The organism is Dysgonomonas gadei ATCC BAA-286 (assembly GCF_000213555.1).
GTDB classification, from domain to species: domain Bacteria; phylum Bacteroidota; class Bacteroidia; order Bacteroidales; family Dysgonomonadaceae; genus Dysgonomonas; species Dysgonomonas gadei.
In genome coordinates this window covers 180,674-200,547 of record NZ_GL891984.1, presented here as the reverse complement: position 1 = coordinate 200,547, position 19,874 = coordinate 180,674, and the positions used below count along the sequence as shown (strand labels likewise).

Genomic DNA, 19,874 nt, shown 5'->3' with positions numbered 1-19,874 from the left:
AAGGTTAATTAATCTGTTTCAATAGTATTGATATCTAAGGTCACTTATTGATAATGGTCACCTCCTTTCCATTTATTTTATAATCGATTGGGGTTAACTTATTAAATAATTCGAGCAATTCGCGCAAAGATTCGGTTTTTACCGAGAATGTATATTTCTGTTTTTCATTAGGGTTTACCAGTTTAATATTAATACCATACCAGCGTTCCAGTTTCTTGGCCACTTCATATATATCCTCATTATAGAATATCAGTTGATCCTCTGTCCATGAGCGATAAGTATTCGCATCATCCTTAAACAGGGTGTACTTCAGATTTTGTCGCGAAATGATAGCCAGTTCGTCGGGATTAAGGTCTGTCATATATTTTCCCGTTTTATCGGTAATGACCACCTTTCCTTCCAGGAGGGACACGCTTATTTCTCGGTCGTCGTTATAAGCCGATACATCAAAGGAAGTCCCCTTTACCTCTATATCGACACCCGATGTTCTTACCTTGAATTTTTTACTTTGATTTTTTGTCACATTAAAAAAAGCTTCTCCTTCAAGGTTTACAATACGTTCGGAACGATTGAAGTCTCCTGCATATGTCAGCTTCGAGCCGGAATTGAGCCATACTTTTGTACCATCGGGAAGAGTCATTTGCATTTTCTGTCCCTGCCTGGTTTCTATCGTTGTGACCGATTGGGATAGAAAAGCCGAATCTATGGTAGATTTCACAAAAACAGTAGCTGCAACACCAACGATAATCGCAAGCATAGCTGCAATACCCGCAACTTTGATAAGAATCTTCCTTGTATATGATTTTACCGGAAGCGATGTCCTTATGTGCGAAGATATGCCCGACCATATTTTGTCCTTGTCTGCGCGAACCGACTGTTCCGGACTGTCGTAGATATTTTCCCACTCATTTAATAATTGCTCGAATAGTTTACGGTTTTCGGCAGAACTATTAATCCACATATCTACTTTATGCCTTTCCTGTTCAGATAATTCCTGACGAATATATCCGGCTATTTCATCATATGGAATATGTGCATGATTCATATTTCTGCTTTGTTTTATTATTAGACACGTAAGCTATCCAAATACCCCTAAACTATTTTCATTTTTTTTGAACCAAATTGAAAGGATCACCATATTTCTATCATTATCAATCAAATAAAGACAGAAATTGTATAGCCAGGGTTATTATTATTGTAGGTAGAATATTTTTTCCATTGTAATAATTAAGAATATACTCTCTCACCTTTTTTATTGCAATAGACATTTGAGCCTCCACTGTTTTTACAGATAAGTCTTTCTCTCCGGCAATTTCCCTGTATGTTTTGTTTTGCTCTCTGCTCAGAGTGAATATTTCTCTGCATTTTTCAGGTAAACTATTAATAGCCTGCTGATATACAGAGCTAAACTCTTCCATATTTATACAATCCCGGGCCTTTTGCTTTTCCAGTTCCCGACTGGCCCACCTTTCGAGCAAAAGAGATCTGTTTTGTTCGTCGCGCAGGGAATTTAATACTTTGTTGCGGGCGGCATTGTAGAGGTATGTTTTTATGTAAAAGATATTTATTGTATCCCGTTCTTCCCAAAGACTGATAAAGACATCCTGTATAATGTCTTCTATTAACTGTTTATCATGGGTGTAATAGTTGAGAAAAGTACACAAGTTATCGGAATATACATTAAAAAGTTCTTTCAATGTAGATTCATCTATAATAATTCCTTTGTGTTCAGGATCTTTTCGCATCCAATAAGTCTATAAAGATCAAATTGTACGAAACTATAAATTTTATTGAGATCTTTCTCTTTTTTAAGGTTAATTTTATTTGGAGCCTATTTAAATTTTCCACAAATATACTTTCAGAAGTATCTTTCAAGATTTGGGTTCGCCGATTTGCAATTTACATTTCAAGATTGTATATATCTGAAGTTTATAAAAATGATTTATGTAAATATTTATTGTAAAATATCCAAAATTCCGTTCTGTTGGAAGAATATAATCAGTGCAAACCCAAATTTTTTTTTAAAGAAGTTTATCTATACAGTAAGCTGATAGCTTTTAACTGTTAGCTGAGAGTTCTTTGAAAAATTAATTAGCAGATTGGAAACATCGTTCAACGGAACGAAGTGTAGTTAAAATTAGCATATTAGCAAATGAGTGAAAATGTGTAACCTTTGTTACTTTTTGAGGATTCATGTAGAGGCAATCCCTTGTGGTTGACTACTTGTCGCATAACGGGCAGGCACAAGACCTGCCCCTACAAGAATTATAAAAGTGTTACTTTTGTTACCTTTTCAAAGTAGTAAGTACTGAGTAATAAGTATAAAGAGCTTCTAATTGTTTACTGTTTACTTATATATCTGTTACCTTTGTTACCTTTTTGTATCTTAGCGTCTCTGTGTGAGAATATTGTAGACTGAAATGTTGCCGATTTTCGTACATTTACCCTAAGAATATAATATTTATGAATTTAGTATATGACCGGATTCAGTAAATTTTCCCAAAGACAAATACTTCCCATACAATTCTTTATATCGCTCAAAATTTCCCCGGTTAGGTTTGTACTCATAGATATAACCTTGTCCCATTTTCAGCTGTGCTTCCTGCACTGTATTATACTTTCCTGCAACGACAGCCGCGAACATTGCCGCACCCAATGCGCAGGTCTGCTGCGAACGGGCGACTTTTATCGGTAAACCTATTACATCTGATAACGTCTGCATTACAAAAGGTGCTTTCAACGAAATACCTCCAATGCCGATTACTTCTTTTATTTCAATACCAGATTCTATAAAACGTTCTATAATCGCCTTAGACCCAAATGCAGTAGCCTCAACCAATGCCCTGAAAATCAATGGGGCAGAACTTCCGAGAGTCAAACCTGCAATTGTTCCTGTAAGCAGCTGATTTGCATCCGGCGTACGGCGTCCATGCATCCAATCGGTAGCTACAATCGTACTTTTTTCCACGGGAACTTTCATCGCCTCTTCCGAAAGGAGGGGAATAATAGTATCACTCACTTCTTCTACCAGTTTAGATTTCAATTCGTCGTTGAGTAATTCTGATCTGGATAGAATATTGGTTAGCGGCCATTCCAATAATTTCCGGAACCATGCATACAAATCTCCAAAAGCCGACTGTCCCGCCTCAAGGCCTATATATCCGGGAAAAACCGAACCATCTACCTGTCCGCAAATACCGGGAATAAGCTTACCCTTCATCTCATCATAGGGCACAACCATTATATCGCAGGTAGATGTTCCCATAACACGAACAAATGCTCCGGGTGTTATACCGGCACCGACCGCTCCCATATGGCAATCTATAGCTCCTATCCCCACCTTAACTTTCGTTGTCAGTCCCAGACGTGAAGCCCATTCGGAAGTAAGAGTCCCGGCACAGGTATCCGAAGGATATGTTTTCTCAAACAGATGAGAACGGAATCCTGACAATAATGGAGAAAGTTCTGTGAGAAACTCTTCGGAGGGAAGACCATTCCATTGCTCATGCCACATCGCTTTATGGCCTGCAGCACAACGGCTGCGGAGAACACTCTCCGGTCTTGTATTACCGGTCAGTAATGCCGGTATCCAATCGGTATGTTCTATCCATGAATAGGCCTTTTCGCGGACTTTTTCATCTACACGAAGCACATGTAATACTTTAGACCATACCCATTCGGCGGAGTAAATACCTCCTTCATAAGCAGTGAAATCGACAACCCACTCTTTCGCCAGTTCATTAATCTCTATGGACTCCTTTATGGCCGTATGATCTTTCCATAAAACAAACATAGCATTGGGATTATCCTTATACTCATCCAGTAAAGCTAAAGGTGTTCCCTGTTTATCCACAAGTACCGGCGTACTTGCGGTCATATCGAATGAGAGACCTATTATATCTTCGGCAATATTCCCCGGTGCGTTCGATAAAGAATCCTTGACTGCAGCTTCGAGCGTATCAATGTAATCTTGCGGATGTTGCCTATATTGGTTTACTTGCGGATCGCAGTATAATCCTTTCTTCCAGCGAGGATAGTACTTTACTGACGAAGCCATTTCTTCTCCATTCTCTACATCGATTATCACGGCACGGCACGAATCTGTCCCGAAGTCTACTCCTATTACATATTTTCTATTCATCATATATCTTTTTATTATTAAATAAGTTCTTTTATATTTCGGGATGTTAGTCGAAACTGCCCATATCTGCCAATTCCGCTTTCATCAGGAATACATTGTATGGCAACCACATCGACATCAAAAAATACAGGTTGTCGCCATCAACCGACAACGGATGAAAATAAGAACCGTACAACTGCGCATATTCCACTCCCGAGGCCAATTCATAAGGTTCACTCCAAGGTCCGGTTATTTCTGTTGCCGTACGCATGGTTATGTTATATCTATCGGCATTAAAATAGGATATGATCCATTTATTATGCTTCTGGTTATATATAAATGACAGTTCTCCCACTTTATCGTTAAAGATGTTCGTAGCCTGTTCTTCATCACCTTTAAGCCATTGTTTGGTTAAGCTATTCCAGAATTCATAATTAGCCTGATCCTCTATATGCTGTTCTTTGAACCGGGCCAGGCGAGCATTACTGTCACGTCCTGTTTGAGTTCCAATCATATACACATATCCATCTTTCTTAAAATATCCTCCCTGGCCAAAATTACTATTGGACGAAAAACGTACGTTTTCACATTTTGCCCATGTTTGACCGTTATCTATAGATTTATACATACCTGAATAATTGGTAATCCATCCCGTCCAGTTTTTCATATTAAAATAATGTACATAATCTATATTATTTGCGCGGATAGCTGCTGTCGGAATAGATGTCCAGTCTCCATTACCCGACGCATCTTTTCCTCCATATATAATTTCACGGGCATTACCCGACACGTCTACAGCCATACTATTGAATGTCAATCCATCTTCAAGATCATTATCATCCGAAAAGGCAAGAACATTACTGCGCCAACTCCCGCCGTTAGGACCGGGAGCGGCAGAGTTAGGCGAAAAGTCGCGTCCGAATGTATCCCCAAAGAAAATCCCATATTTTCCCGGATTCATTTCCCAGATAATACCCAGATCGGTTCCTCCCACATTCCATTTCTGTGCTGTATTATTCGGGGTAGGGAATTGTTCGCCAGACATAGGGTTTCCAGTTATACGTGCCGTACGGGAAACCTTACGAATAAAAAATCCCCAACGATTATCTATAGTCAGAACTTTTTCTTTCGATTTATTTCCGTCCTTGTAATAAGCAGTCAATAACAGCCGAAAGGATTCCGGGTCTGTTTTTTTTACCATATATCTGAATGGATAAGAGGCAGACAATTCCGGTTTTTCTATCTTCGCAGAATAACTCTCACCTCCGCTTTTTGTAATCAACAGATAATCTATCTCTCCTATATTTTTAAAAGTAAGTGTCGTAGAAACTGCTTTTGTTTCCTTATCGGGTACCAGTTCCGCTATTGAGACCGTAATTTCGTCAATAGGGATATAGGGTTCATCCTCACCATCTTTACTACATGAATAGAATCCTGTAAAAAAGGCTAACGCCCATATATTAACTATATATTTAAATAATCGAGTCTTCATATCAATATTTATTATTCCAATTCTGCCCTCATCAGGAACACATTATACGGCCTCCACATCGACATTAAAAAATACAGGTCATCGCCATCCAGCGACACAGGGTGTATATATGAACCATATAACTGAGGGTATTCTTCCCCTGTAGCCAATATCTGAGGTTTACTCCACTGACCCGTCAATTCTTCTGCATAGCGTATCGATATATTATACCTGGCTGCACAGAAATATGTTATAATCCAACATTTATACTTGTTGTGATATGCAATAGACAGTTCACCCACTGTGTCTTCAAACAGGTTAGTAGCTTGAGATTCATCACCTCTGATCCACTCATTGTGATCCTTATTCCAGTATTCATACAAGGATTGATTTTCTATATCTTTTTCGTTGAACCTTGCCAGGCGGGGATTGCTATGCCGGCCAGTTTCCGTTCCTACCATATACACATAGCCATCCTTCTTATAATATCCGGCTTGTCCAAAATTACTATCTGAAGTAAAATGGACTGTTGTACATTTCCCCCATGTTTTCCCATCGTCTTCCGATTTGTAAAGGCCTGAATAGTTGGTTATCCATCCCGTCCAATTCCTCATATTGAAATAGTGTACATAATCCTTATTATTTGCCCGAATAGCTGCTGTCGGGATAGATGTCCAGTCTCCATTACCCGACTTATCTTTTCCTCCGGGAATAAGTTCTCTGGCGTTGTCATTTTCATCTGAGGCCATGCTGTCAATGCTCAATCCGTCTTCAAGATTACAGTCATTAGAAAAGGCTAAAACGTTGCATCGCCAATTATCACCGAAGTCTGCCGGGTCATTTTGGTCGGGGATGAATCCTTTACCAAAAGTATCGCCAAGAAAAATCCCATATTTTCCCTGATTCATTTCCCAAACAATACCGAGGTCCGTACCTCCCACATCATACATGGTAGTTGTGTTGTTAGAAGAGAGCAGATTTTCACCATCTACCGGAGTTCCCGTTATACGGGCAACCCGCTCTACTTTTTTTACCTTTAGATGCTTTCTGTTTTTTGAAGTGCCGGAATCTTCTTTCACATCGTCGCTCATTACGACTAAAGGTGAAAGAAATCCACCTAAGAGAAATATATGTTTAATTGCGCGTGATAATTTCATATCAATATCATTCGTAAATTCTTCTGATGAAAGACAATACCCCCTCTCTGACTTTAGGAAGGGGTATTATGGCTTATTTACAATTATTGTTTAGGCATTTCATTACCCCAAAGTTTAGAATCTTCTCCCCTGTTTTTTCTCCACTCATGACGCCAGCGATGCATATCCGGCACATTGATAAACGGCTTCAATTTACGCACTTCTTTCGATGGAGCAGGAGGTAAAGGGCAGGCTTCCGACTGATACCAGTATGCGACGGTAGCCAAATCCAATGTAAGATTATTTGCATGTCCGTGTTCTATACTTGCTTTCAGGCTTTTTTGGAAGAAAACAGGATCTTCTATAAAGAAGCGATATATATGTGTACGTCCCAGCCAGCCAACATCATTGTTTACACGAGGATATCCGAAGTATGGATGCGAATAAGCCTCCTTTGGACACCATGATGTATTGAAAAGGTCTTCCGTACCCGTCCCCAACAATGAAGCTTCTTCTTCACCATCAATAAACCAAAAGTCGTCCCCTTCACCATACCAGATTGGAGAAGGACAATGGACATAATAATTAAGCCCTACAAAATGTCCTTTACCTTTGATATCAGCAAATACATAATTGCGGTCGCCTGTTGTATTGTTGTCTTGTTTTCCGATTACAGCCCATTCTGTTTCCCCTTCCGGCGCAGCCTCTGTCAGCTCCTGATTGTACCAGGCATGGAATCGGCCCAAATCGGTCGGTAATTTTTTAGTCTCATAATAATCTACATAGAAATAAAATTTTTCAAGATTTACATCCGACTGGTTTTCAATTTCGATCCTGGCCCCCTGAGCAAAAGGCATGGAGAAATACGATACCATCGAGGTACCATTTGCAGGACCTGCAGTAATAGGCAACGCCGAGTAATTGTACCGTTCATTCCATCCCTGACCAAAGAACGGCCCGATAGGAGATTCAACAGAAGGATAAGCATTGCCATCCCAGTACATACGGATTATAACATCGCTACGGTTCAAAACATGAGGCTCGGGAGCCATTGTTATCCATATATGGTTTATAATACCGGAGCCGGGTATATCGGCGATTATACGTTTTTCCCCCGGACGTATATCTGAAAGATGATCCAGAACTCCTCCTGCGGGATCATTACTGCTAATGCGCCGGTTTCGCATACCGTTTTTCATTTGCGATAGCTCATACATAGTTCCGGGAACGGGATTCTGCGCTACTAGATCCGGTATACAAAATAACGTAAGTAATAAACAAATCAAGACCAGTTTTAATGGTTTCTTTTTCATAATAATAAATTATTTATCTAAAACTTCTCAAGATCTGCCCCCCAAAAAGAGGCAGACCAAGATATTAATACTCACAATACACGATCATTCAAATTTCAGAGGAAAAGCAAGTTCATCGTACTCTGAAATAATGATCATTGCATTAATGTTATAGAATCTTGCCCATTGAGTATTATTAGGTCCGGCTTGTAAGGTTATATGTATTTTGCCATCATCATCCGGAATAATATTCTTAACGGTTGCTACTCCCGATTGATTATGAGCCGTACTAAGCGTTGCCGAACTGCGGTTCAAACCTTCAACGATATATTCATTTTCAGTATTATTATCGTCGATCGCCGAATAAAATATGAATGAATACTTAAAGTCTTTATTCAAGGCCGATAGAGTAAAACCAGCAGAAGATACATTTATTCCATCATTGAAAAACATGTCATTGGAAGCCTCTGATGGAAATCCCAAAGTATTAGGGATATTGCGAATTATTTCAAAATCGTTGAAAGAGCCTGCAATTTCAATTGAATACCCGGTATCCTCTCCATATTTATTTATTAAATTCTCAAGTTTTTTATCGGATGGCTTTTGAAAATTATTAAATGGCGAAGGAGATATTATAGGACCAAAGTCTATAAATATAGGCTCAAAATCAGGCGATTTCATCACATTCACGGTTGAATAATATTGTAATTTCCCATCTTCAGATTCTAGCTTGAGGGTTGTTTGCCCAGGAACAAGACCTTTGATTGTGAGAGAATTATCCGAATGAGTATGAAGAGAGACAAGGCTCTCATCAGATACACTCCACACAAATTTCTCTTTCGCCGTTTCTTCACTGTCAAAAATCGGATGTATCGTTACATTATATCTTTCTGCAGTTTTTACAGTTATCGTTTTTTGAATAATTCTTGCATATTTAGTTGGAAATTCAGGCATATCATTATCACTCTTGCAAGAACTGATTCCCAAAACTATTAAAAGAATATAGAAAATATATTTAAAAGATTTCATAAGATAATATTTTATATTCACTATTACTTGTATCAGTAAGGAGAACAGGAGTCAGTCGTTTCCGTTCCTGTTCTCCTGTTTGAAATTAATAACCGGGAGCCTGAATCAGTTTAGGATTAATATCAATTTGGGCTTGCGGCACAGGCCATAGATACATCTTCTTGTAAAATTTACGATTTTTGTAAAAAGTACGTTTATAAAATGCATCCGGATTATTGATATCATCACTTTTCGCAGATCCTTTAAAGTTCATCCCGTAATACGGGCGATTAAGCTCGGTTTCTGCAAGTTTCCATCGGCGTACATCGTGGAAGCGGATACCTTCACAGTTAAACTCAACCCGCCTTTCTTTTTGAATCAGCTTACGGATTTCATCCTGAGAACCAGATGTTACATCCGGAATCCCGGCTCTCTGCCTCACATAATTAATGTATTTTAAAATATCCGCATTACCCGGGTCGGATTCATTCAGGGCTTCGGCATAACCCAGGTATGCTTCTGCCAAACGGTAAAGAATACCAGGCTGATACGGATGGGTCGGAGTCCTGGGGAAAACTTCGAGACTAATCCTCTTCCTTACATTATAACCATTTTGCGGAGCATCGAAGGTATTTCCTGTATCCCGTCCTCCATTCTGGTAAAACTCAACGCGTCTGTTATCTACTCCAAGCCACGCCTCATTATATATAACCGATACATAGAAACGCGCTTCTCTATTACAATACATGTTAAATGTACCTGGGAGTGTCACCTGTCCGTGTACATTGTCCGGACCTGATGCTCCTATCCAATTTGTATTTCTTATTTCTCCTACCGTAGAAAATCCATTTTCGGAATATCCGGATGCAGTATTAATAATTGGCATATTATTTGCATCGTATCCCAGTATAGGGCTCGTGCCGTTTTTCATATAAAAAGCATCTACCAGTTCCTGAGTAACACCCATCCCTGCATTTCCGTTTATTCCTTTTGGCAGATGATGTGCCTGCCAACTGCCCAAACCTTCATAATAATCTCGGCCCGGATCCCATGTCCTACCAAATATAATCTCTTTGTTACCTTCCGAAAACTTTTTCAGAGACATATTATAATATGACATAAAAGGATCTATCGTACCATCGTTATTATATTCCTTATATAACTGATAGGCGTTTGCATGCGCCAGGTCGATCAACTCTTTATGGGCTGTTGCAGCACGTGCCCACTTACCAGTCTCTGCTGTAGGTTTAAATAAATTGACACCATCATTATTCTTCCAGTCTTTAAGGTCCGGATTTCCGTTAAATAAAGGGCTTGCTGCAAAAAGAAGCATACGTGCTCTCACTGCATGGCACATTACGGAAGTTGCTCTACCCCAATCAGTTTCTTGAGGATAAACTGCAGGCAGATGTTTGGCCACCTCTATCAATTCATTATCTATCCAGTTTACAATATCATCATATGGAGTCTGAGTGATCATCAGTTCCGACTCAGGTGCATCCACTGATTCTATAACTCCGGGCTTGAACGGGATCGGACCGTATATCTCCAACATTAACGCATAGTAATACGCAATCAGAAAGCGGGCTTCATATTTCATTCTAGTAACATATTCTTCGCTCATACCCTGCGCCTGATTTGGCCGAGCATTTTCTATAAATATCAATGCACTGCGTATCTTCTGAGGAAAAGTTACCCAATAATAGGGATTCCAGGCCGATTCCGGATTCCAATCCCCGACAGTATATGCATATACATTCTTCCATCCAAAAGGCTGCCACTCTGAAGGAATAGTCATATCATCTGACATTATATTCCACCCCTGCTCTTTAAAGTATCCCCACATTGGATTAGGAACACCTGAATATACACCCGCCAACCAGTCTTCAGTTCTGATCTTATCAGAAAAAATCATCTCCATCGTCAGATAGTCATCAGGTTTCTTATCCAGAAAATCGGAGCATCCTGTTGTACCAATTATTAGTAATGAAGAAATAAGGACCAGTATTAAATATTTTATATTTTTCATATTCATCATTATTTATTGGAAATTAACACTTAATCCAAATGATATTGACTGAGTCATAGGATACTTAAGCCCATCGGTTGTGGCCAGTTCCGGATCCCATAGTTTAAATTTAGAGAAAGTAAGGATATTAGACCCTCTCGCAAAAAAACGCAAATTTTCTACACCTACCGATCTCGTCCATACCTGAGGCAGTGTATAACCAACCTCCAAAGTCCTCAAACGCAAGAAGCTCATATCTCTTAACCACCAAGTAGATGCCTGTTCATTATTAGTATTCGCACCATAAGTCAATCTTGGCCAGAATACGTTCTGATTCGGATTCTCCTTTGTCCAGCGATCATCGATATTAGTGAAGATATTCCCTGTTGCACCTAAAGCGGTTCCGGGTAACCAGTTCTCTCCGCCAAGCATTTGGTATGTATTAGCTGTACCCTGGAAAAAAAAGCCAAAATCTATAGCCTTATATTTTATATTGACACCAAAGCCGTATACAATTTCCGGATTAAAGGTTCCCCCAATGGCTGTCCGGTCTCTTGCATCGATCGAATTATCACCGTTTACATCTTTATACTTGATATCACCCGGGCGGACTGTACCAAACGTATGAGCAGGTATTTCCGGCTTTAAATTGCCATTGGTGTCAAAATCATCTTCAGTAAAAAGCCCCTCTGAGACAAGTCCGAATATCTGGTTGATAGGATGTCCCGTTTCAGCCCTGTTAGTTCCTATTACAGCAGCAGGTTCATCTTTCTCAATAATTTTGTTTCTGGCAAAAGTATAATTTGCCATTGCCGAAATATGCCAGTCGTCAGACAATTTTTTATTTGCATTCAGAGACAGTTCAAACCCTTTATTTTCTACTTTGCCAAAATTGGCATAAGGAGTTTGCATAAATCCGGCCGAACCCGGAACTGTCCGCCTTTGCATAAAGATATCCCTGCGCTTATCCATGAAAACATCCGCAGTCAGGTTTACTGAATTGCCCCATAAGCCCACCTCTAAGCCTAAGTTCGTCTTGGTCGATGTTTCCCATGTTAGCGCAGTATTTTCGGCATTCCCTTCTGCTTTCCCGACACGATGGAAATTACTATCTGTGCCAAAAGTATACCATCCGTAACTTTCGTTGATTGTTGAAAGATACGCAAACCTGTTATCCCAGATATTTACACCAAGTATGCTATTACCTACTTCACCCCAAGACCCTCTAAGTTTCAGATTGGAAATAGTGTTTACCAGACCTTCCATAAAGCTCTCCTGAGAAATGATCCAGCCTAAAGAAACCGATGGAAAAAATCCGAAACGATTACCTTTGGCAAAGTTTTCCGAGCCATTGTATCCAAAGTTGAACTCTGCAATATAGCGTGTATCGTAAGTATATGAGAATCTTCCGGCAAATCCCTGAGTACGGTAAGGCAAACGGTCCCAATATTCAGTTCCTCTTTCGAGTTCCCTCTGATTATATAGAAGCATGGAATTCACCGCATGTTTTTTGTCAAAAGTTCTTTCATAGTTGATTGCACCTTCCATATAGATACTTTGTTCACCCCATTCGGAACCGACATCATAACCCAGAAATTGCTGGCCATAAGTATATATAGACAACGCTAAATTTCCATTAGCATCTCTTTCCGTAGCAGGTGTATAATAATCAGGATTTTTCCCCCTAACCTTATAAGAGCCCGAATATCTGTCGAAAGAAAAGCTCAATTTTGCGCTTAAGCCGGGAGTGATAAATTTCAGATCTTGCTCAACGGATGCCAAAGATTCAATTTTATGGCGGTTCAAAGTTTCATATCCTCGTTGTGTAGCCCAAGCCCACGGATTTTCCCTTGCGTATACCCGAGGTATTTCCCCAGTTGAATAAACGGGTGGGTGAACATATGGAGGAATCCTCGAAGCCTGGTAGAAAATACCCACATCTGTTTCATTCCATCCCGGAGGAGAGTTACGGGCGATCAGATGCCCTCCCAGATTGAAACGAAATAATGTTGTTTTAGTCAGGTTAACATCTACATTTGAACGGACATTATAGCGTCGAACCTTCAGAGAAGAGTCCCATGCCTGATTTTTATCTCTCTCTATAATTCCACTCTCATCATAAAGTCCTAATGTTAGAGCATAACGTAATATATCACTCCCCCCGTTGATATCTAAATTGGCAGTAGTACTACTTGCAAAGTCCTTTGCTACAACATCCCACCAGTTGATATCGGGATATAGCTCGGGATCTGTTTGATTCCTGTAATTCTCGATTGTTGCGTTGTTGAAGAGCGGAGACTGATTAGGATATGCGTCCAGATAGACATCGTTCATCAATTCCAGATACTTCACAGAACCTATATATTTCGGAAGTTTCGTTGGTTTAGTATATGCCTGTTCTATGCGGGCGCTTACTTTCGGGGCCCCTATTTTACCTCGTTTTGTGGTAATCATTATCACACCATTAGCACCTCTTACTCCATATACGGCACTGGCCGCAGCATCTTTTAATACAGAAAATGATTCGATTTCATTCGGATCCATATCATGTAAGGAGCGCTCAATTCCATCTATCAATACTAAAGGCTTAGAATTTCCAAAGGAACTCATACCTCTAATCCAAAAATCAGAATCGTTAAACCAAGGATTGCCACTTCTTTGTACAGCAATTACCCCGGCTAGCTTCCCTGCAAGATTATTACTGACCGAACGAACAGGAGCTGTAAGTAACGACTGAGGCTCAACAGTACTAATAGCTCCAACAACTGACGCTTTCTTCTGAGAACCGAATCCGACTACTACTACTTCATCCAAGAAAGCGACATCTTCATCTAAGGCAACATCAATAACCTTTCTGTTCCCTATTTCTTCTACTTTCTCTTTAAAACCAATACATGTAAATCTCAGTACAGCACTGCTTGATTTTGTACCAATGGAATAAGTTCCATTCTCATCTGTGATCACTCCATTTGTAGTGCCAACTTCCGTAACTACTACTCCGGCCAACAACTCTCCTTTAGAATCGCTCACACGTCCTGTTATTACTCTCCCTGACTGAGCAAAAGCAAAAACTAGGTTTAGGAAACAACACATCGACAGCAGGAAATATTTTCCATTTTTTTTTCGTTTTATGTGTCTCATAATAATGTTAATTTTAGCATAAGTGTCTCATATATAATATTTAATAAGATCATTTTTTATCGTACCGGATATTGGTAAATTTCGTTTCTTAGATTTTGCTTTTCAGGTCTCAGACTAGAATTCATATTCTATAAGCAAGTCTTACACAGAAAAAGACCAATACCCGATAGAATCATCAAATCCTCAGGTATTCCTATACACTCATTCAATATGAATAACCTGCCCTTCCGAATAAACCCTGTCTGTTTTACCCTCTTCTTTTGCTTCGTTGGTCAGATAACCCAGTAGTTTCACAACAAACCGATATTTTTTGCTTGTATCGATTGTTATATCACGAGATGTTCCTTCATTTTCGACTATAACTATTTCTCTGTAAATATTATTCTCTACTACCTGGATACTGACTTCCAATGGCCGTCTGAAATCATCCGATATATTTGCAGGAATCTGCCATGATAATTTGACAAGATTATTCTGCTTTGTATAACTCAAATTTTCAATCTCAGGTAAAGAATGATCGAATTCTTTATAATCAATGACATCTCTATCATAACAACTTGTAAATGAAACAATGGTAAGTGCTATGATCAGCATTCTAGCTATATTTTTCATAATTATATCTTTATATTCAATATTAATACCCCGGATTCTGTGTATAATTACCTTTCGCCCATTTCATTTGAGGTAATGGAATTGGGAAATACTCATCTCTACCCGCTGTAAAGCGCGCATTATCCATCCAGGAAAATCTATTTTTCTCAACAGCAAAATAATCATTCATCGTTTTTTCCAAAATCCCCCACCGCTGCAAATCGAAGAACCGGCGCCCTTCACAAGCCATTTCCAAACGGTTCTCCCATTGTAATGCTTTCATCGCAAAATCTTTTGTCCAAGTACAATTGGTTCCGGGCTTATATGTTTCACATTTGTAATTCAATATGGGTGAGCCATCTGCTTTCCTCAAACGGATAGTACTTTTTGCCGCACGCTCCCGAATTTTGTTGATTAATGGCAAGGCTTCATCCCATCTATCCAACTGTATGAGAGCTTCGGCTTTCCATAGCAATACTTCATCGTAACGAATCATCCGTTTATTCATCGAATTGAACTGCCAGCCGTCATACAACAAGCAATTACAATTAGGATGTACCAGTTCCTTTATTGATTTCAGATATCCATATTCAGCCGGGTTACGAATCGCTTTTTGTTCGAAGATCAAAAATGGGTCATATTTATAGGGTTGTCCGGGAACAGCCGCTGTATGACTAAAACGAGGGTCGAATGTATTTTTACCGAAAAATTCGCTATCCCCATCAGCATAGCTACCGACATTGTAAGTATCGAACATTGGCAATCCGTCTGCTCCGGTTTTGAAAGCATTTCCCATTGTATAACTCACATGGTGAAAACCACAGCACTGAAATCCGGCCCATTGCCATGGATGATTCAATCCTTCGCTTCTGTTTATTTTGCCTCCGGTAGAGCTACCGTCATCGATCGAATATTGTATTTCCCATATAGATTCTTTCGTATTATTATCAAAAGCGATATCAAAATTATCGCCAAAATCATTGCACAATCCAACGGCTTTACCTTCCTGCTCGGTCAACTTATTGAGATACACCAGAGCTTCTGTTAATCTGTCTTTATTGATGGTTGTTACACGGTGTCTTTCATCCTGCTCATAAGCCATAGAAAGCAATACCCGGGCAACCATTGCCGTTGCTGCATTCTTTGTTATGCGCCCTTTATCCATCTGGCTTTCGGGCAGAAGGTTTTCCGCGTCTTTAAAATCGTTCAACAGTTTTTCCCACAAGTACAGATCGTTTGGCATATCTTTTTCCCTGTTCGGTACCGATTCAAAAGCAGAGGAAGTTCCAACAACCGTTTCATCAATATAAGGCACATATTTCCAAAACAGCTTAATACGATAAAGCGTAAAAGTCCGTATAAACTTCATTTCTCCCATTCTGGCATTCTTGGCGGGAAATTCATCTTCTGTGATTGTTTCCAGTCTTTGCAAAGCAGTATTACATCTCTGTATTACCTGATATGATACATACCATGGATAATCGAGAGGCCATCCATTTGGAGTTAGGCCGACAAAGGTTTCCATAAAATGCCAGCCATCTCCATCCCATGTACCTCCTCCACCTTTATAAGAATCGTCGGAACGTAATGAACCCGACCACCAGGGGGCAAAAGGTGAATCCCACGACGGTATATCTGTCATTCTTGCATATGCTGCCGTTACAAAGCCTTCCATATCTTCAGGTTTCGTAAGCAACGATTCATCTAATACTTGTTTAGGAGCGACATCTAAAAAATCGGAACAACTATTTGCCGTAAAAAAGAAGGCCAAAACGAATATTATTAATTTAAACTTTTTCATAGATACTAAGATTTAGAATGTAACATTAAGTCCAAATGTTAATGAGAATGGAGTCAAATAACCATAACCAGGCATCTCCGGATCGAAACTTGTATATTTATCTTTACCCCACCCTTTCTTAAGGGTTAAGACATTTCGTGCCGAAGTATATATTCTTAGGTTCTGCATCAACATCTTACCTGATATTTTCTTTGGGAGCGTATACCCTAGTTCTATATTCCTTAGTTTGAGGTAAGACCCATCCTCTACAAAATAGCTCGAGAAACGGTGTTCTGCATTTTGTGTCGAATTAGATATAGCAGGGATATCTGAATTAGGGTTATCGAAAGACCAGGCACCTAAGATTCTCTCAGGATGATTTTTATGAGCCGGTACAGTTATATTCCATAAGTCGGATTCTTGTTTCCAGATATTATTTACTTTATTGCCATAAACGCCCTGGAAGAATATATTCATATCAAAATTGCGGTACTTAAGGTCAAATGTAATCCCTCCGAAGAAATCGGGATCTGTAACTCCGATATATGTTCTGTCATATACTTCGTCTACTACTCCATTTCCATCGAGATCTTTGTAGCGAATACGACCTACAGCCTTTCCTTTCTGTTCGGCATGGTTATCGACTTCCTCCTGTGTCTTAAATATACCATCAGCAACTAAGCCGTAAAGGATATTAGGTGTTCTTCCGGTAACAAGGTCAAGAACTCCATCGCCAGGATATTTATTAATTACATCTTGCGGAAGATCTATGATCTTTGTTTTATAGGTTCCTATATTGGCCGAGATAGTGTACTGAAATGCAGATTTAGGATCATTGCTGTAACTAATGGAAAATTCTATCCCTTTATTATTCATATCAGCACCATTAATCCAAGGTTCGCCACCTTCACCCATGGCTGCAATGTAAGGTGTTTGAACTAATATATCTGATGTCCTCTTATAATAATATCCTAACGAGCCGTTTATCCGTTGATCAAGGAATCCGAAATCCACAGCCAAATCGGTTTGTGTTGTCGTTTCCCATTTAAGATTGGGATTACCCAACCAGGTTCTCCTATAACCCGAATATAAAGGTCCGGTCTCGTTTCCTTCTATAGGATAAGATGTCCCGAAATAATCGGTTGTGAACGGAGTGGATGTATAACCTCTGGGTAAACCTTGTACACTACCGTTTGCACCCCAGCTGGCACGCAACTTAAGATCAGATATAAAGTTAAAGTCCGCCATAAAAGGTTCGTTATTGATTCGCCATCCTGCCGAGAATGCCGGGAATGTAGCATATCGATTATTTGCACCGAAAAGTGAAGAACCATCCCGACGCAATGTGGCTGAAAACAGATACTTTGTGTCATAAACGTAATTGGCTTTTCCAAATACGGAGAAATATGTATACTCATCGGCAGAACTTCCAAGAGAATATTTTGAGCCGGTAGTTATTCCTAAGTGAGCGAAGTCACGGTCTTCAAGATAAACCCCTTCTCTTCTCGCCGAAAACCCTTCTTGTACAAACCTTGTCAACTCTACTCCAAATACGGCATCAAGACTATGTTTCCCTTTATTCATATTATATGACATAGTATTAGTCCAAACATAACTAAGCGGATGAGACTGGCTGCTTCCTACATAGTTTTCGCCGTCACTATTCCGGCCTCCGTTTTCGGACCAGGCACGATCCAGAGTCCTGTTATATGCATTCCCGTAATCGACACCAAACTGTGTGCGGGCAGATATCCCCTTCCAAATATCAAGGTCCAGAAAAACATTCCCTATCACTTTTACATAATTATTAGTATTGTCTTTATTATTTGTCAATACACGTACAGGGTTTGTAAAGTCATCAAAACCAGCTGCTCCTGCCCATCCTCCATTGACGTCATAAACAGGAACCGCCGGAGGCATAATCATAGCCCAGCGCATCTCGTTGCCATCTCTGTACTGCAAATAGGATACAGCAAGATTTTCTCCCAGCTTCAACCGGTTATTTATCAGGTTATATTCAGTATTGACACGTATCGAGTATTGCCTGAAATATGTATGAATTTGTGTTCCCTGATTATCATAATAACCTAACGAGAATAAACTTCTCGATTTATCCGATCCACTGGAAACCGTTAATTGATGATTAGTCATTATTGCTGTCCTGAGAACCTCATCCATCCAATTCGTATCAGAGCCTCTTACCGTTTTGTCGGCGTTAAGCCATTCAGCCGGTCGTGCCGCATCCAGTATAGCTCTTCCGTTAGCATCTCTATGCCACGTGAAATCGTAGGTAGATGGTAATGACATCGCCATCCCATATATCTCTTCGTCATATGCCTGTGCTCTGAAAGTCGCAATCCCGTATTGTTCAGCATTCATCAGTTTCGGCTTATTCAATACGGTATTAAAAGAAACACTTCCATTATATTCAACCTTGGTTGTTCCGGCTACTCCCTTTTTAGTCTGAACCAACACGACTCCTCCCGAAGCCCTGGCTCCGTATATACTTGCAGAAGCCGCATCCTTCAGGACTTGAATAGACTCAATGTCCCCTGAATTTATATCACGAAGATTCAGGTTTTCGGTAGGCATTCCATCTAATACTATCAACGGTTTAATCCCTCCCGACAAAGACGAAAGCCCCCTGATTTGTATATTAACTCCCTCTGCCGGGTCACCTCCGTTAGTAGTAATATATACTCCTGAAAGCTTCCCTTGCAGTGATTTCATTGCATTTGCTGACGGATTTTTTGCTAAATCGGCAGCATTGGCAATAGATAGTGATCCCGTCAGATCGGCCTTCTTCTGGGTCATATAACCGGTATAAATCACTTCTTGTAACATGGTAGCATCGTTTTCCATATTTACATTAATCGTGCTCTGATTCCCGACTACAACTTCAATCGTTTTTTTTCCAATAAAGTTAAAAACAAGAATAGCACTTTCTGAATCTACTTCCAATGTATACTTTCCATTAGTATCAGTCATTGTACCTTTTTGTGTGTTCTTAATAAAGACACTCACTCCGGGGAGAGTCTCTCCGGTTTCAATTTCAAATACTGTACCTGTAACTATTCTTTTTGGGGATGTTTCATCAGTACCATTTACCGCAAACAGGCCAACTGATGCGAAAATCATAAGCATTAGAATAAGTGTCTTTCGATACATGTTTTTCCATAGTTTTAGAAACAATATAATTCTGAGATTACATAGCAGTTCCTTTTTCATAATTTTTAGTTTAAGGTGAAACAGTGTAAAAAATCTTATTATTGATTTTAAAGATTATAAACAGGAAGAGTTTAGGACAAAACTCTTCCTGTTTTTATA

12 protein-coding genes are annotated in these 19,874 nt (G+C 39.6%); all 12 read right to left on the bottom strand.

Features of this window, described 5'->3' with window-relative positions:
- Positions 1-40: 40 nt before the first annotated feature.
- The 12 genes from HMPREF9455_RS12235 to HMPREF9455_RS12180 all read right to left on the bottom strand — a co-directional run bounded on the left by HMPREF9455_RS12235 (position 41) and on the right by HMPREF9455_RS12180 (position 19,775).
- Positions 41-1,045 (bottom strand): FecR family protein, encoded by a 1,005-nt coding sequence (locus HMPREF9455_RS12235; protein ID WP_006800015.1) that lies wholly within the window; start codon positions 1,043-1,045, stop codon positions 41-43.
- Between the two features lie 106 nt (positions 1,046-1,151).
- A complete protein-coding gene (locus HMPREF9455_RS12230) occupies positions 1,152-1,745 on the bottom strand; it encodes an RNA polymerase sigma-70 factor (protein WP_006800014.1) in 594 nt (197 codons plus the stop codon).
- Between the two features lie 716 nt (positions 1,746-2,461).
- The gene (locus HMPREF9455_RS12225; RefSeq protein WP_006800013.1) at positions 2,462-4,144 is read right to left on the bottom strand and encodes a ribulokinase; all 1,683 of its coding nucleotides are present in this window, start codon (positions 4,142-4,144) and stop codon (positions 2,462-2,464) included.
- Positions 4,145-4,187: 43 nt separating this feature from the next.
- The gene (locus tag HMPREF9455_RS12220; protein ID WP_006800012.1) at positions 4,188-5,612 is read right to left on the bottom strand and encodes a glycoside hydrolase family 183 protein; all 1,425 of its coding nucleotides are present in this window, start codon (positions 5,610-5,612) and stop codon (positions 4,188-4,190) included.
- Between the two features lie 11 nt (positions 5,613-5,623).
- Positions 5,624-6,748, bottom strand: a complete 1,125-nt coding sequence (locus tag HMPREF9455_RS12215) for a glycoside hydrolase family 183 protein (RefSeq protein WP_006800011.1) — start codon at positions 6,746-6,748, stop codon at positions 5,624-5,626.
- 83 nt (positions 6,749-6,831) lie between these two features.
- A complete protein-coding gene (locus HMPREF9455_RS12210) occupies positions 6,832-8,040 on the bottom strand; it encodes a glycoside hydrolase family 172 protein (protein ID WP_006800010.1) in 1,209 nt (402 codons plus the stop codon).
- 84 nt (positions 8,041-8,124) lie between these two features.
- Positions 8,125-9,048 carry a hypothetical protein gene (locus HMPREF9455_RS12205; RefSeq protein ID WP_006800009.1) on the bottom strand — a complete coding sequence of 308 codons (924 nt, stop codon included), beginning with the start codon at positions 9,046-9,048 and terminating at the stop codon, positions 8,125-8,127.
- Between the two features lie 85 nt (positions 9,049-9,133).
- Positions 9,134-11,056, bottom strand: coding sequence for a RagB/SusD family nutrient uptake outer membrane protein (locus HMPREF9455_RS12200; protein WP_006800008.1), 1,923 nt, complete (start codon positions 11,054-11,056; stop codon positions 9,134-9,136).
- 12 nt (positions 11,057-11,068) lie between these two features.
- Positions 11,069-14,176 carry a SusC/RagA family TonB-linked outer membrane protein gene (locus tag HMPREF9455_RS12195; RefSeq protein WP_006800007.1) on the bottom strand — a complete coding sequence of 1,036 codons (3,108 nt, stop codon included), beginning with the start codon at positions 14,174-14,176 and terminating at the stop codon, positions 11,069-11,071.
- 201 nt (positions 14,177-14,377) lie between these two features.
- Positions 14,378-14,788: a DUF4945 domain-containing protein gene (locus HMPREF9455_RS12190; protein ID WP_185095962.1), complete on the bottom strand. Its 411-nt coding sequence runs from the start codon at positions 14,786-14,788 to the stop codon at positions 14,378-14,380.
- Between the two features lie 22 nt (positions 14,789-14,810).
- The gene (locus HMPREF9455_RS12185; protein ID WP_006800005.1) at positions 14,811-16,568 is read right to left on the bottom strand and encodes a RagB/SusD family nutrient uptake outer membrane protein; all 1,758 of its coding nucleotides are present in this window, start codon (positions 16,566-16,568) and stop codon (positions 14,811-14,813) included.
- Between the two features lie 12 nt (positions 16,569-16,580).
- Positions 16,581-19,775, bottom strand: coding sequence for a SusC/RagA family TonB-linked outer membrane protein (locus HMPREF9455_RS12180; RefSeq protein WP_148401894.1), 3,195 nt, complete (start codon positions 19,773-19,775; stop codon positions 16,581-16,583).
- Between the last annotated feature and the right edge of the window lie 99 nt (positions 19,776-19,874).

Excerpts from the sequence above, each read along its gene's own strand:
- HMPREF9455_RS12235 (WP_006800015.1), bottom strand. The coding sequence starts at position 1,045 with ATGAATCATGCACATATTCCATATGATGAAATAGCCGGATATATTCGT.
- HMPREF9455_RS12230 (WP_006800014.1), bottom strand. The coding sequence starts at position 1,745 with ATGCGAAAAGATCCTGAACACAAAGGAATTATTATAGATGAATCTACA.
- HMPREF9455_RS12225 (WP_006800013.1), bottom strand. The coding sequence starts at position 4,144 with ATGATGAATAGAAAATATGTAATAGGAGTAGACTTCGGGACAGATTCG.
- HMPREF9455_RS12220 (WP_006800012.1), bottom strand. The coding sequence starts at position 5,612 with ATGAAGACTCGATTATTTAAATATATAGTTAATATATGGGCGTTAGCC.
- HMPREF9455_RS12215 (WP_006800011.1), bottom strand. The coding sequence starts at position 6,748 with ATGAAATTATCACGCGCAATTAAACATATATTTCTCTTAGGTGGATTT.
- HMPREF9455_RS12210 (WP_006800010.1), bottom strand. The coding sequence starts at position 8,040 with ATGAAAAAGAAACCATTAAAACTGGTCTTGATTTGTTTATTACTTACG.
- HMPREF9455_RS12205 (WP_006800009.1), bottom strand. The coding sequence starts at position 9,048 with ATGAAATCTTTTAAATATATTTTCTATATTCTTTTAATAGTTTTGGGA.
- HMPREF9455_RS12200 (WP_006800008.1), bottom strand. The coding sequence starts at position 11,056 with ATGAAAAATATAAAATATTTAATACTGGTCCTTATTTCTTCATTACTA.
- HMPREF9455_RS12195 (WP_006800007.1), bottom strand. The coding sequence starts at position 14,176 with ATGAGACACATAAAACGAAAAAAAAATGGAAAATATTTCCTGCTGTCG.
- HMPREF9455_RS12190 (WP_185095962.1), bottom strand. The coding sequence starts at position 14,788 with ATGAAAAATATAGCTAGAATGCTGATCATAGCACTTACCATTGTTTCA.
- HMPREF9455_RS12185 (WP_006800005.1), bottom strand. The coding sequence starts at position 16,568 with ATGAAAAAGTTTAAATTAATAATATTCGTTTTGGCCTTCTTTTTTACG.
- HMPREF9455_RS12180 (WP_148401894.1), bottom strand. The coding sequence starts at position 19,775 with ATGAAAAAGGAACTGCTATGTAATCTCAGAATTATATTGTTTCTAAAA.